General features: G+C 61.6%; 13 protein-coding genes and 1 tRNA gene. 12 read left to right on the top strand and 2 right to left on the bottom strand.

Annotation, left to right across the window (positions count from 1 at the left end; genetic code table 11):
* Positions 1–65: 65 nt before the first annotated feature.
* From hflK to H0V78_09785, 5 genes are all read left to right on the top strand, one after another.
* Positions 66–1,259, top strand: a complete 1,194-nt coding sequence (gene hflK, locus H0V78_09805; protein MBA2352052.1) for an FtsH protease activity modulator HflK — start codon at positions 66–68, stop codon at positions 1,257–1,259.
* Positions 1,256–2,146 carry a protease modulator HflC gene (hflC, locus tag H0V78_09800; protein ID MBA2352051.1) on the top strand — a complete coding sequence of 297 codons (891 nt, stop codon included), beginning with the start codon at positions 1,256–1,258 and terminating at the stop codon, positions 2,144–2,146. Before hflK ends, hflC begins: the two co-directional genes overlap by 4 nt.
* 72 nt (positions 2,147–2,218) lie before the next feature.
* Positions 2,219–2,404: a DUF2065 domain-containing protein gene (locus tag H0V78_09795; protein MBA2352050.1), complete on the top strand. Its 186-nt coding sequence runs from the start codon at positions 2,219–2,221 to the stop codon at positions 2,402–2,404.
* 27 nt (positions 2,405–2,431) lie between these two features.
* Positions 2,432–3,655: an ATP phosphoribosyltransferase regulatory subunit gene (locus tag H0V78_09790; GenBank protein MBA2352049.1), complete on the top strand. Its 1,224-nt coding sequence runs from the start codon at positions 2,432–2,434 to the stop codon at positions 3,653–3,655.
* Positions 3,634–4,932, top strand: a complete 1,299-nt coding sequence (locus tag H0V78_09785) for an adenylosuccinate synthase (GenBank protein ID MBA2352048.1) — start codon at positions 3,634–3,636, stop codon at positions 4,930–4,932. Before H0V78_09790 ends, H0V78_09785 begins: the two co-directional genes overlap by 22 nt.
* Positions 4,933–5,092: 160 nt before the next feature.
* On the opposite strand, the gene H0V78_09780 is transcribed toward H0V78_09785, so the two are convergent.
* Positions 5,093–5,179 (bottom strand) — tRNA-Leu (locus tag H0V78_09780).
* A 294-nt stretch (positions 5,180–5,473) separates the two neighbouring features.
* Between H0V78_09780 and rnr the strand changes: the two genes are divergently transcribed.
* The 7 genes from rnr to dnaB all read left to right on the top strand — a co-directional run bounded on the left by rnr (position 5,474) and on the right by dnaB (position 11,695).
* A complete protein-coding gene (gene rnr / locus H0V78_09775; GenBank protein MBA2352047.1) occupies positions 5,474–7,657 on the top strand; it encodes a ribonuclease R in 2,184 nt (727 codons plus the stop codon).
* A 13-nt stretch (positions 7,658–7,670) separates the two neighbouring features.
* Positions 7,671–8,414: a 23S rRNA (guanosine(2251)-2'-O)-methyltransferase RlmB gene (gene rlmB, locus H0V78_09770; GenBank protein ID MBA2352046.1), complete on the top strand. Its 744-nt coding sequence runs from the start codon at positions 7,671–7,673 to the stop codon at positions 8,412–8,414.
* Positions 8,415–8,580: 166 nt separating this feature from the next.
* Positions 8,581–9,018, top strand: coding sequence for a 30S ribosomal protein S6 (gene rpsF / locus H0V78_09765; GenBank protein MBA2352045.1), 438 nt, complete (start codon positions 8,581–8,583; stop codon positions 9,016–9,018).
* 22 nt (positions 9,019–9,040) lie between these two features.
* Complete coding sequence (gene priB / locus H0V78_09760) at positions 9,041–9,316, top strand: primosomal replication protein N (GenBank protein ID MBA2352044.1); 276 nt, start codon at positions 9,041–9,043, stop codon at positions 9,314–9,316.
* A 21-nt stretch (positions 9,317–9,337) separates the two neighbouring features.
* The gene (locus H0V78_09755; protein MBA2352043.1) at positions 9,338–9,604 is read left to right on the top strand and encodes a 30S ribosomal protein S18; all 267 of its coding nucleotides are present in this window, start codon (positions 9,338–9,340) and stop codon (positions 9,602–9,604) included.
* A gap of 18 nt (positions 9,605–9,622) precedes the next feature.
* Complete coding sequence (locus H0V78_09750; protein ID MBA2352042.1) at positions 9,623–10,072, top strand: 50S ribosomal protein L9; 450 nt, start codon at positions 9,623–9,625, stop codon at positions 10,070–10,072.
* A gap of 225 nt (positions 10,073–10,297) precedes the next feature.
* Positions 10,298–11,695 (top strand): replicative DNA helicase, encoded by a 1,398-nt coding sequence (gene dnaB, locus H0V78_09745; GenBank protein ID MBA2352041.1) that lies wholly within the window; start codon positions 10,298–10,300, stop codon positions 11,693–11,695.
* A gap of 100 nt (positions 11,696–11,795) precedes the next feature.
* On the opposite strand, the gene H0V78_09740 is transcribed toward dnaB, so the two are convergent.
* The coding region (locus H0V78_09740; GenBank protein MBA2352040.1) for a hypothetical protein at positions 11,796–14,001 on the bottom strand (2,206 nt) is incomplete at its 5' end.

Genomic DNA, 14,001 nt, shown 5'->3' with positions numbered 1-14,001 from the left:
CTGATTACCTGTTCGTAACCCGGCGCCGTTTTCCTTAAACCCCCCGACAAGTTGAATCAACAGCTATGGCGTTAAACGACCCGCAATGGGGCAAGCGCGGCGGCAACAACGAAGGCCCGCCGGATCTCGACCAACTGTGGCGCAAATTCACCCAGAAGGTGAACGCCTTGCTCGGCCGCCGCGGCCCGCCAAACCGGCCGAACGGCGGTCCGCCCGATATCAAGCAGCTCGGCGGCGGCTTCGGTCTGTTGCTGATTCTGATCGCGGTGATCTGGCTGGCGAGCGGTTTCTATACGATCGACGCCAGTCAGCGTGGCGTTGTGCTGCGCTTCGGTCAGTATGCCGAAACCACGCAACCTGGCTTGCGCTGGCACTTGCCTTATCCGATCGAGACCGTGGAAAAAGTCAACGTATCGTCGGTCAGAACGGCCGAGATCGGCTACCGCAACAATGTCAAAAGCAAAGTGCCGAAAGAAGCGTTGATGCTGACCGATGATGAAAACATCGTCGACATCCAGTTTGCCGTGCAATACATCGTCACCGATGCGCAGGAATTCCTGTTCAATAACCGCAATCCGGAAGATACCGTGCTGCAGGCTGCGGAAACCGCGATCCGCGAGATCGTCGGCAAAAGCCGCATGGATTTCGTGTTGTATGAAGGCCGCACGGAAATCGCCGCCGGCGCCCGCAAGTTGATGCAGGACATACTCGACCGCTACAAGACCGGCATCACGATTTCCGCCGTGACCATGCAAAACGCACAACCGCCGGAGCAGGTGCAGGCGGCATTCGACGACGCCGTCAAAGCCGGGCAGGACCGCGAGCGCCTGAAGAACGAAGGCCAGGCTTACGCGAACGACGTCATCCCGCGTGCGCGCGGCGCCGCATCGAGGCTGCTCGAAGAGGCGGCCGGTTACGAACAGCGCGTCGTCGCCAATTCCGAGGGCGAAGCTTCCCGCTTCAAGCAGATTCTGGTTGAATATCTGGCTGCGCCGGTGGTGATGCGCGAACGCCTTTATCTCGAAACCATGCAACAGATTCTGGCGAATTCGAGCAAGGTTCTGATCGACCAGAAAGGCGGCGGCAATCTGCTGTATCTGCCGCTGGACAAGCTGATGCAGACGGCCGCGGCGCCTGTCGCCGGCGGCGATGCCGCGAATAAACCATCGAGCACGACGGAAACGCTGCCGCTGCCGGCGGACAACAGCATGCGTTCGCGCGAAGCATTCAGAACCCGCGACCGGGAGCAACGCCAATGAAAAGCCTCAGCACTGTCGTCGTCATCGCGGTCATTGCGCTGATCGTCGCGAGCATGACCCTGTTTACGGTCGATGCGCGGCAGTACGCGATCGTTTTTCAGCTCGGCGAAATCATCGATATCAAAAAAGAGCCGGGGCTGTATGCGAAAATTCCGCTCGTGCAAAACGTGCTTTACTTCGATTCGCGCATCCTGACTGTCGAATCGGAAGACCCCGAACGCTTCCTGACATCCGAGAAAAAGAACGTGCTGGTCGATGCCTTCATCAAATGGCGGGTGGTCGATCCGAAGCAGTATTACATCAGCGTCGGCGGCGAGGAAGCACGCGCGCGCACGCGGCTGCAGCAGGCGATCAACGATGGCCTGCGCGCTGAATTCGGCAAGCGCACGGTGCACGAAGTCGTGTCCGGGCAGCGCGAAGAAATCATGGAAATCCTGCGCAAGCGCGCCGACGCCGACGCGCGCAAGATCGGCGTGCAGGTCGTCGACGTGCGCCTGAAGCGCGTCGATTTGCCGGCCGAGGTCAGCGAATCGGTTTATCGCCGCATGGAGGCCGAGCGCAAGCGCGTCGCCAACGAATTGCGTTCGACAGGCGGCGCTGAAGCCGAGAAAATCCGCGCCGATGCCGATCGCCAGCGTGAGGTCATCATCGCCGAAGCGTATCGCGCAGCGCAGCAGACCAAAGGCAAGGGCGACGCAAAGGCAGCGGATATCTACGCGGGCGCATTCGAGCAGAACCCGGAATTTTACTCGTTCTATCGCAGCCTCGAAGCGTATCGGCAAAGCTTCAAGGGCAATAACGACGTGCTGGTGCTCGAGCCAAATTCGGAATTCTTCAAATATCTGAAAAATTCAGGCAAGCCGCCGCCAGCGCCCGCCGTCAAGTAGTGTCGGCGACCGGGTCGACAACACCGGATCGATCAGAAACGGATTCGCAACGAGCCAGCGAGTGGGACGGGAATGTCGACCAGTTTGCTGACCGCTTTCGCATTGATGCTCGTGATCGAGGGCATTCTGCCGTTTCTCATGCCGGGCGCGTGGCGCGAGGCGTTCCGTCGCTTGACCGAATTGCCCGACGGCCAGATTCGCTTCATCGGCCTGACATCGATGCTGTTCGGGATTTTGCTGCTGTATCTGGTCCGATGAAAACACACTGGGTTCAGGATGGCGTCGATGCGTAACTGGCTGCTGCCCGAATTCATCGAGGATATTCTTCCCGCAGAGGCTCAACACATAGAGCAACTACGGCGTACGATCCTCGATCTGTTTCGCGTGCACGGCTTTGAGCTGGTGATGCCGCCGCTGATCGAGTATGTCGAGTCGCTGCTGACCGGCGCAGGTGGTGATCTCGATCTGAAAACTTTCAAGCTGGTCGATCAACTGAGCGGCAGATTGCTCGGGCTGCGCGCCGACATTACGCCGCAGGCCGCCCGTATCGACGCGCATCTTTTGAACCGGCCGGGAATCACGCGCCTGTGTTATGCAGGCAGCATCATGCATACCTTGCCCTCGGGCCTGACGCGAACGCGTGAGCCCTTGCAGATCGGCGCCGAGTTATTCGGGCACGCCGGCCTCGAAAGCGACGTCGAAATCCAGCGCCTGATGCTGGAAGCCCTGCGCACCATCGGGATCGCGAACGTGCATCTCGATCTCGGCCACGTTGCCGTGTTTCGCAGTCTGGTGCGGCATGCTGACATTCCGCCGGCGGTCGAAGCCGATCTGTTTCGCGCCTTGCAAGCGAAGGATATCCCGGCGGTGCGCGCGCTGGCGGTGCCTTTTGCGCCCGAGATTCGCCAGGCGCTGGCGCTCTTGCCTGAGCTGTACGGCGGCGCCGAAACGCTGGATCGCGCCGCGAAATCGCTGCCGGCATTTGCGGATATCGCAGCGGCGCTGCGCGATTTGCGGGCCGTGGCCGAGCGGCTCGGCGATCTGCAGGTAACGTGCTGCTTCGATCTGGCCGAACTGCGCGGCTATCAATACCAGAACGCGTTGGTGTTCGCCGCTTATGTCGACGGCTGGCCGAACGCGATCGCGCAGGGCGGCCGCTACGACGAGGTCGGCAAAGCGTTCGGGCGGGCGCGGCCGGCAACCGGCTTCAGCATGGATCTGCGGGAGCTCGCCGCGATTGCGCCTCATCTACCTGACTCCGCGCCGATACGCGCGCCGTGCGCCAATGACGCGGCCCTGAACGAAGCGATCGCGACGCTGCGCGCGCAGGGCGAGATCGTGTTCATCGATCTGCCCGGACACGGCGCCGAGCGCAGCGCCGATTCGCATCATCGGCAACTGGTCTGTCGAAATGGCCACTGGGAGGTCGCCGTCGATACAGCCGATGCAGCCGGGTCGGCATCTTCCAATCAACCACGAAAAAACGCGTGTCCCGAAACGTCGTCGTAATCGGTACCCAGTGGGGCGATGAAGGCAAAGGCAAGGTCGTCGATTGGCTGACGGATCATGCCGACGGCGTGGTTCGCTTTCAGGGCGGGCACAACGCCGGACACACGCTGGTCATCAATGGCCGGAAAACCGTCCTGCATCTGATTCCGTCGGGCATTCTGCGCGACGGCGTCGCCTGCTTTATCGGCAACGGCGTCGTGGTGTCGCCGCAGGCGCTGCTCGAAGAAATCGCGATGCTGGAAGCGGCCGGCGTCGAAGTCCGGAGCAGGCTGACGATCAGCGAAGCCTGTCCGCTGATTTTGCCGTATCACGCGGCGCTCGATCGCGCGCGTGAAGCGGCAAAGGGCGAGGCCAGGATAGGCACGACCGGGCGCGGCATCGGACCGGCGTATGAAGACAAGGTGGCGCGCCGGGCGATTCGTATTCAGGACCTGTTTTATCGCGAACGATTCGCGGCCAAGCTCGGCGAAGTGCTCGATTATCACAACTTCGTGCTCAAGCATTATTTCCGAACCGACATCGTCGATTTTCAGCACACGCTGGATGCGGCGATGTTGCTCGCCGATCGCATCAAAGCGATGGTCGGCGACGTCCCGCGCAGCTTGTTCGAACTGAGCCGCGCAGGCCGCAATCTCTTGTTCGAAGGCGCGCAGGGCGCGTTGCTCGATGTCGATCATGGCACTTATCCGTTCGTCACTTCGAGTAACTGCGTCGCGGGCGCTGCCGCTGCCGGAAGCGGCGTCGGCCCGCAGTTGCTGCACTTTGTTCTCGGCATCACCAAGGCCTACACCACACGCGTCGGTTCCGGCCCTTTTCCGACCGAGCTCGATGACGCGGTCGGGCGTCATCTGGCGAGCCGCGGCAACGAGTTCGGCGCGACGACCGGGCGGCCGCGGCGTTGCGGCTGGTTCGACGCGGCGGCATTGAAGCGCTCGATTCAGATCAACGGCGTATCGGGGCTGTGCGTGACCAAGCTCGACGTGCTCGACGGCGTCGAAACCCTGCAGCTTGGCGTCGGTTATCGCGTCGATGGCGCCGAAACCGATATTCTGCCGTTCGGCGCCGAAGCGATCGCCGGCTGCGAACCGCTCTACGAAGAAATGGAAGGCTGGAGCGAAACCACGGTCGGGTTGAAACAGTTCGAGCAATTGCCGCAAGCGGCGCGCAATTATCTGCGCCGCATCGAGGAAATCTGCGAAGCGCCGCTTGCGATGATTTCAACCGGACCGGGACGGGAAGAGACGATCGTATTGCGTCATCCGTTCGCGGATGCATGACAGAACCCATTCGTCGGAACGGGATCGTGCAGAATTGAAAACGAGACAGGAGGACAGCGTTGCAAGCGATGAATCAGGACGACGAGGAATTCCAGAATTTTGGGGATGGCGCGGGACGAGTGGGAAGTACTCGTATGAGCATGCGATAAACTGCTTGCGCTGGTGCCGAGAAGAGGACTCGAACCTCCACAGTGTTGCCACCGCCAGGACCTGAACCTGGTGCGTCTACCAATTCCGCCATCTCGGCAAGGCATGCAAATCTAATCGGAAAGGTATCGTATTGTCAATCAAGAAAGCGCGCGCTACAGACGTCCAAACCAGGCGAGGCCCGGCGCTGCGAGAGCCTGTGCGGCGAGCCGCGAAAAGCGAAAAAACCCGCGGCAAAGCTAGCGTTCGCGGCAGTCTTGCCGCCGGCGCGGAACGCGAACACCCGTCCATTTTCGAGGCCGTATTTGAGGCCGATGCGCCGCCCCCGCCCGAGCGAAATTCAGCGCCATCCGCGGTCCGCGCACGCGATCCGCATCTGGCCCGCGAACGCGAGATGTATGACAACGCGCTGCCGAGCCGCGAATACATTCTGCAAATTCTGGCCGAGCAAGGTGTCCCGGTGCCGGCCGAAAAACTTGCGCTCATCCTGGAAATAGACGAAAACGAAATCGAGGTGTTCGGCCGCCGCCTGGCTGCGATGGAGCGCGACGGCCAGATCATGCGCAACCGCAAAAATGCCGTTTGCATGGTCGACAAGCTCGATCTGGTCAAAGGCCGGGTGCACGGCCATCGCGATGGTTTCGGCTTTCTGATCGCGGACGACGCCAGCCCGGATCTGTATCTCGGCCCGAAGGAAATGCACAAGGTACTGGACGGCGACCGGGCAATGGTACGTGAAATCGGCATCGATCGGCGCGGTCGCCGCGAAGCGGCAATCGTCGAAGTTCTGCAACGCGCCAACCAGCGCCTCGTCGGCAGGCTTTATGCCGAGCATGGCATTCTGTTCGTGGTCGCCGAAAACAAGCGCATCAGCCAGGATATTCTGGTGCCGCAAGGCGAGGCGATGGACGCCAAACCCGGCCAGGTGGTGATGGTCGAAATCGTTCAGCAGCCGGCCAAACACGCGCAGCCGATCGCGCGCGTCGTCGACGTGCTCGGCAATTATGCGGATCCGGGTATGGAAATCGAGATTGCGTTGCGCAAGCATGATCTGCCTTACGAGTTTTCGGCTGAAGTCGAAAAACTCAGCAGCCGCTTTGCCCCGTCGGTCGGCGCCGAAGACCGCGCCGGGCGCGACGACATTCGGGATCTGCCGCTGGTCACCATAGACGGCGAGACCGCCAAGGATTTCGACGACGCCGTGTATTGCGAGCCCGGCGCTAAAGGCGGCAAGGGTTTCCGCCTGCTGGTTGCGATCGCCGATGTCAGCTATTACGTGCGGCAGGCAGACGTGCTCGATCGCGAGGCCGAGCTGCGCGGCAACTCGGTGTACTTCCCGCGGCGCGTGATCCCGATGCTGCCCGAAGTCCTGTCGAACGGGCTCTGTTCATTGAAGCCCGAAGTCGATCGCCTGTGCCTGGTCTGCGATATGGAAATCGACGCGCGTGGTGAAATCCGCGATTACTGCTTTTATCCCGCCGTCATGCACTCGCACGCGCGGCTGACTTATACTGAAGTCGCCGACATGCTTGCCGGCACTGAAAAAGTCTGGAATGAGCAAGCGCGCAAGAATGCCGCGCTCTTGCCGCATCTCGAAAACCTGCACCGGCTGTTCAAAATCCTGCTGAAAGCGCGCGCCAAGCGCGGCGCGATCGATTTCGAGTCGATCGAGACCCAGATGGCGTTCGACGAGCACGGCAAGATCGAGCGCATTTTTCCGGTCAAGCGCAACGATGCGCACCGCCTCATCGAAGAATGCATGCTGGCGGCGAATGTGTGCGCGTCGGATTTCCTGCAAAAAAACGGGCAGCCGACGCTGTTTCGAATTCATGAAGGGCCGACCCCGATCAAGCTCGAAGGCTTGCGCGAATTTCTGAAGGAATTCGGCTTTCAGTTGACCGGCGGCGAGTCGCCGCATGCCCAGGATTACGCGAAGCTGCTGAAACAGATCAAGGCGCGGCCCGATGCCCAGTTGCTGCAAACCGTGATGCTGCGCTCGCTGCAGCAGGCGGTTTACAGTCCCGACAATGTCGGCCATTTCGGTCTGGCGTACGAGTCGTATACGCACTTCACGTCGCCGATTCGGCGCTATCCGGATTTGCTCGTGCACCGCGCGATCAAGGCAGTGCTGGCGAAGAAGCCGTATGCGCCCGGCGACTGGCATGCCTTAGGCAGCCATTGCTCGGCGACCGAGCGGCGCGCCGACGAAGCGACGCGCGACGTCGAGGCCTGGCTCAAGTGCTATTACATGCAGGACAAAGTCGGTGTAGTGTTCGATGGCACGATTGCCGGCGTGACCGGTTTCGGCATTTTCGTAGCGCTCGACGAAGTGTATGTCGAAGGCCTGTTGCACATCTCGGAACTCGGCCACGATTATTTTCACTTCGACGCCGCTCGGCATGAAATCGCCGGCGAGCGCAGCGGCGTGCGCTATCGTCTTGGCGGCCGCCTGCGCGTGCGAGTCGCGCGCGTCGATCTGGAATCGACCAAGATCGACTTTGTGCTGGAAAGCGAAGGCGAACGCGAAACAGAAACCCGGCCGCGTGCAACGTCCGCGCGCCGCACGCGCTCGCGATGAAACCGTATCGCTCATGACGGATCGCGCAACGCTGTGCGGATTTCACGCGCTCAGCGCGCGGCTGCGGCAGAATCCGGACAGCGTGCGCGAGATCTATCACGATGAGCATCGCCGCGACGCGCGCATGCGCGCGCTGCTTGCCGCCGCGGAAGATCGCAAGATTCGCCTGATCGCCATCGATTCAGCGCGGCTCGACGGCATGGCCGGCCACGCGCGTCACCAGGGCATCGTGGCGCGCATCGATCCCTCGAAAAGCTTCATCGCACTCGAGGACGTACTCGATACGCTGACGACGCCGGCCTTGCTGCTGGTGCTCGACGGCGTACAGGATCCGCGCAATCTGGGCGCGTGCCTGCGCGTCGCCGACGCGATGGGAGTAGACGCGGTGATTGCGCCGAAAGATCGCGCCGTCGGCGTCAACGCGACCGTCGCCAAAGCCGCTTGCGGCGCGGCCGAATCGGTTCCCTTTATCGCCGTGACCAATCTCGCGCGCAGCCTGCGCGCGGTGCGCGAGCGCGGCATTCGGGTTGTCGGCGCCACCGAGGACGCCGCGAACGAACTTGGCGGAATCCCGCTGCAGGGCGCTATCGCGTGGGTGCTCGGCTCTGAAGACGAAGGGCTGCGCCGCCTTACGCGCGAGAATTGCGATGAACTGGCGCGCATTCCGATGCTGGGCACGGTCGAGAGCCTGAACGTTTCAGTCGCCGCCGGCATCTGTTTGTTCGAGACAGTGCGCCAGCGCGGCGCGATTGTTTGAAGCGACGGATCGCTCGGCTGGCGCGGGGCGCAAGGCTGGCGCAGCGGGCGGCCTGCGCCTTCCCTTCAGGTTTATTGAACCAGCTTCGCATCAGCCGGTATAATGCCCGGCTTTCCTTGCCTCACCATCCGCGCACGATGGGAGGCTTTAACCCACAAGGAGCGCCATGCGCCATTACGAAATCGTATTCATAGTTCATCCCGACCAGAGCGAGCAGGTGCCGGCGATGGCCGAGCGCTATCGCACCATGGTCACCAGCCGCGGCGGCACTATCCATCGCATGGAAGACTGGGGCCGGCGGCAAATGACTTACCCGATCCAGAAAGTCCACAAAGCCCATTACGTGCTCATGAATATCGAGTGCGACCAGGCTACGCTCGACGAAATCGAAACCGCTTTCAAATTCAACGATGCGGTGCTGCGCCATTTGACAGTTAAGATGAAGGAAGCGGTGACGACGGCGTCGGCTATGATGAAAGACGAAAAGTCGAGATCGATGCAGCCCGGTCAGGAATCGCAAACGCCGCGGGCCGGCGATGACGCTGTCGGGAAACCGGCTGCGCCGATCGCTAACGAGACCGCGGCCGAACCCGCCGCAAGCTGACCTGACAATGAACCGCATGAGCATGAGCGGAAAACTGATCGGCGCCGATGCATTGCGCCACACGCCGGCTGGTGTAGCGCTCATCAACCGCCGGCTGCGGCACGTTTCGGATCAGATGGAAGCCGGCGTTGCGCGCCGCGTCGAGTGCGAAATCGAAGTGATCGCACTGGCCGACCAGGCGATGCGGTTGTCGACGGTTGGCGACGGCCAGGCGGTCCGTCTGAGCGGCTTTCTCGCCAATCGCAGCCGCACAAGTGCGCACATTGTGTTGCACGTCAATGCAATCGATCCTGAATAATCACACAGAGGACTCAATCCTATGCCACGCATGGCTGCCAAACGCAAAGATGCCAACAACGCCAACCGGCCGCTGTTTCGCCGCCGCAAGTATTGCCGCTTCACCAATGAAGGAATCAAGGAAGTCGATTACAAGGACATCGAAATCTTGAAAGATTTCATCAACGAGAACGGCAAAATCATTCCGGCGCGCATCACCGGCACCAAGTCGCGTTTCCAGCGCCAACTCGGCACCGCGATCAAGCGGGCGCGCTTCCTGGCGCTGCTGCATTACACGGATTTGCACTAAGGGATTGAGGAGGCAGGCATGCAGGTTATTTTGATGGAGCGCATCAGCAGTCTCGGCCAACTCGGCGACATCGTAAAGGTGCGCGATGGCTACGCGCGCAATTTTCTGATTCCACAGGGCAAGGCGCGGCGCGCAAGCGAAGCGAATATTGCCGAAGTACAGAGCAAACGCGCCGAACTCGAGAAAGCGCAGAACCAGGCGTTGGCGTCAGCGCAGGAACGCGCCGCCAAAATCGACGGCCTGATGGTGCAGATCACGCAGAAAGCCGGCGCCGACGGCAGGCTGTTCGGTTCGGTCACCAATGCCGACATCGTGACAGCCCTGGAGGCGCAGGGATTCGAAATCGAGCGGGGACAGATCCGCTTGCCGAGTGGTCCCTTGAAGCAGATCGGCGATCACGCCGTGCCGATCGTACTGCAGGCCGACGTAAGCGCCACGATCACGGTATCGGTGCTCGGCGAAAGCTGATTTCGCCCGGGCTTCAACACGTTTCGAAAACGTGGCGGGCGGCGTATTGGCAAGCCCACTGGTTGCCCCATCTTGTCCACAGCTTGTCCATAACATTCCCACAAAATTCCCCCGGTCTTTTCCGTTGCCGCTCCCGGCGTAGTTTGCGTAAACTGCAAATGCCTGGTTAGTGATTTTGCGCCGTTTGCGCGCACCATCCCAGCCGCCATTCCCGGGGGACCTGTCATGATTCAAGCTGTTCCGCTGCCGCGCAGCGCATCGTCCGATCCCCAGTTCGACGCGATCAAAACGCCGCCGCATTCGGAGGACGCCGAGCAGTCGCTGCTGGGCGGTTTGCTGCTCGATAACGGCGCCTGGGACAAGATTGCCGATCTGGTTTCGGCGGCGGATTTCTACCGCGGCGATCATCGGCTGATTTTTTCGCATGTCTGCAAGCTGATCGAGCGCAGTCATCCGGCCGACCCGATCACGGTCGCCGAAAGCCTCGACAGCAACAAGGAATTGCAAGGCATTGGCGGGCTCGAATACCTAGGCGCGCTGGCCAAAAACACGCCGGGCTCCGCCAATATCCGTCGTTACGCCGAAATTGTGCGCGAGCGAGCGGTGATGCGAAAACTGGCGGAAGTCGGCGTCGATATTACCGAATCGGCGTACAACGCGATGGGCCGTTCGGCCGGCGAACTGCTCGATGCGGCTGAATCCAAAGTTTTCGAGATCGCCGAGGCCGGCTCGCGCGGCCGCCACGGCTTCGTCGAAATCCAACCGCTTCTGACGCAGGTCGTCGAGCGCATCGATATGCTGTACGCGCGCGACAATCCCTCCGACATCACGGGCGTGCCGACCGGCTTTACCGATCTCGATTCGATGACATCCGGCCTGCAGCCGGGCGAACTCATCATCGTTGCCGGCCGTCCCAGCATGGGCAAGACGGCGTTCGCGCTGAACATCGCCGAGCACGTAGCGCTCGCGGCCGGATTGCCGGTCGGCGTGTTCAGCATGGAGATGGGCGGCACCCAGCTCGTCATGCGCCTGCTCGGTTCGGTCGGCCGCCTCGATCAGCACAAGGTGCGCACCGGGCGGCTCTTGGACGACGATTGGCGCAAGCTCACGCACGCGCTCGAAAAGCTCAACGACGCGCCGATCCAGATAGACGAAACCGCGGCGCTCAACGCGCTCGAATTGCGCGCCCGCGCCCGCAGACTGCACCGGCAATACGGCAAGCTCGGTCTCATCGTCGTCGATTATTTACAGTTGATGTCGGCCAGCTCGCAGGGGGAAAACCGCGCAACCGAAATTTCGCAGATTTCTCGTTCGCTGAAAGCGCTGGCCAAGGAACTCGATGTGCCGGTGATCGCGCTGTCGCAATTGAACCGCAGCGTCGAGCAGCGCCCGAACAAGCGGCCGATGATGTCGGATCTGCGCGAATCCGGCGCCATCGAGCAGGACGCCGATCTGATCCTTTTCATCTACCGCGACGAAGTCTACAACCCCGACACGCAGGAAAAAGGCATCGCCGAAATCCTGATCAGCAAGCAACGCAACGGCCCAATCGGAGAGGTCAAGCTGACGTTCATCCCCGAGTTCACGCGCTTCGAAAATTACGCGAGCAGCGGAAGATATTAGGGGGCGGAACCAGAGTATTGTTACGGTGCTTTTCGCACCCTGACCTACTTGGAGACGGCTATGCTCGAGGACTGTTCACGGGAAGGTTCGACGCGCCACACTACGATTCAACGCTTTTTTTCGAAACGCCCAGTCCCATTTGTACGATCAACGCGTGGCGGGCGCGGTCATCGATCAGCTTGATGCTGTCGCCGCGCAGCAGGCGGCCATCGAGCCGGATGCTGGCGACACCGCGGCAGATGCGCTGCGGATTTTCGATGACGATCGCATAGTCGGTTTCGCGGTAGCGGTAGCGCAGCGAAAACCCGGGCCACGCCGATGAAATCACCGGATCGATCGAGAGGCGGTCGCCCGCCAGTTTGAAGCCCAGCACTTCTTCGATCCAGATGCGATACATCCAGCCGGCCGAGCCGGTATACCAGGTCCAGCCGCCGCGTCCGATCTTGCCGTCGAGCGCGTACACATCGGCGGCGACGGCATACGGCTCGACCTTGTAATGCGCGGCATCGGCAGGCGTGCGCGCGTGTTCGATCGGGCTCATCATTTGCAAGAGCGCGCTCGCTTTATCGCCGTCGCCGAGTCGCGCGAACGCCATCGGAAGCCACAGCGATCCATGCGTGTATTGCCCGCCGTTTTCGCGCACGCCGGGCGGATAGCTTTTGAGATAGCCAGGATCGCGTGGGGACTTGTCGAACGGCGGCGTAAACAGCAAAACCATGCGCTCAGCGGGGCGCACCAGGTGTTGTCCGGCGGCGTTCAGCGCGATCAGCGCCCGGCCCGGTTCGGCGGCGCCGGAAATCACCGCCCAGGATTGCGCCAGCGCATCGATTTTCGCTTCATCGCTGCGCGCTGAGCCAAGCGGCGCGCCATCGTCGTAAAACGCGCGCAAATACCAGCCGCCGTCCCACGCGTGTTGTTCGATCGCTTGCGTGAGGCGCGCGGCGCGAGCGTTAGCAGTTTTGACTTCGGTCTTGGCATCCTTGCCGCCGCGCAATCCAGATAGATACGCCCAATCGTGCAGCACATGGACCAGGAACCACGCCAGCCACACGCTTTCGCCAACGCCGCCGGCGCCGACGCGATTCATGCCGTCGTTCCAGTCGCCGCCGCCTATCAGCGGCAAGCCGTGAACGCCCTCGGTCGCCCCTTTTTCCACTGCGCGCCGGCAATGTTCGAGCAATGAAGCCGTTTCCGCCGACTGCGACGGCACGAAATATTTATCGTGCTCATCGGCTTCCAGAACCGCGCCGTCGAGAAAAGGCGCCGCTTCATCGAGAATGCCGCTATCGCCGGTAATGCGTACATACTGCGCGGTCACATACGGCAGCCACAGCAGATCATCGGAAATGCGCGTGCGCACCCCGGCGCCCGACGGCGGATGCCACCAGTGCTGGACATCGCCTTCACGGAACTGGCGTGATGCGGCACGCAGAATCTGCGCGCGCGCGATCCGCGGCGCGGCGTAAACCACAGCCAGCACGTCCTGCAACTGATCGCGAAAACCATAGGCGCCGCCGGACTGGTAAAACGCCGAACGCCCCCAGATGCGGCAACTCAAATCCTGGTAGAGCAGCCAGCGATTGAGCAGGAAGTCGATCCCGAGATCGGGCGTTTTGACTTCGATGACGCCGAGCGTTTTGTCCCACCATGCGCGCGTAGCGGCCAAGGCCTGCGCGACCGCCTGCGCATCGCGATAACGCCGGATCAGCTCGCGCACAGCACCCGGGCTCTCGCCTTGACCGAGCAGGAAAATCACCTCCACTTCCTGACCGGGATCGAGTTCAATCCTCACTTGCAGCGCCGCGCACGGATCGAAACCGGCGCCGCTGCTGCGCGATAATCGGGTTCGAGTCAGCGCCGCGGGCGCCGCCAGCGAGCCGTTGCGGCCGATAAACTCGCCGCGATCGGCAGTGTAGGAACTCGGTATCGGGCTGCACGCGGCAAAGGCGACGCGCCCGGCGAAATCCGGGTGCCACGCGTTGCGCGCGAGCAGCGCCTGGGTTTCGCTGTCCCAACTGCTGATTACGTGCTGCTGGGTTTCCTCGCGCTGCGCGCCGAGTACCCATTCGGCATAAAACATCACGGACAGACGGCGAGCGCGCGTGCTCACATTGCGCAAGCGCAGCTTTTGTATGCGCAGCGGCGCGCCATCGCCGCTGTCGTCGCCGCTGTTGTCGTTATCGTCGACCGGCACAAAAGTCAGCAACTCCTGTTCAATCGCGTGGCTGTTGTGCTCGAACACGCTATAGCCCTGACCGTGGCGCGCGCGGTAAGCATCGAGCTCGCGGATCGGCGATGCTGTCGGC

The sequence above is a fragment of the Burkholderiales bacterium genome (assembly GCA_013695435.1).
Classification (GTDB): Bacteria; Pseudomonadota; Gammaproteobacteria; order Burkholderiales; family JACMKV01; genus JACMKV01.
Note: the sequence above shows the minus strand (reverse complement) of the source record. Positions and strands in the feature narration are given on the sequence as shown.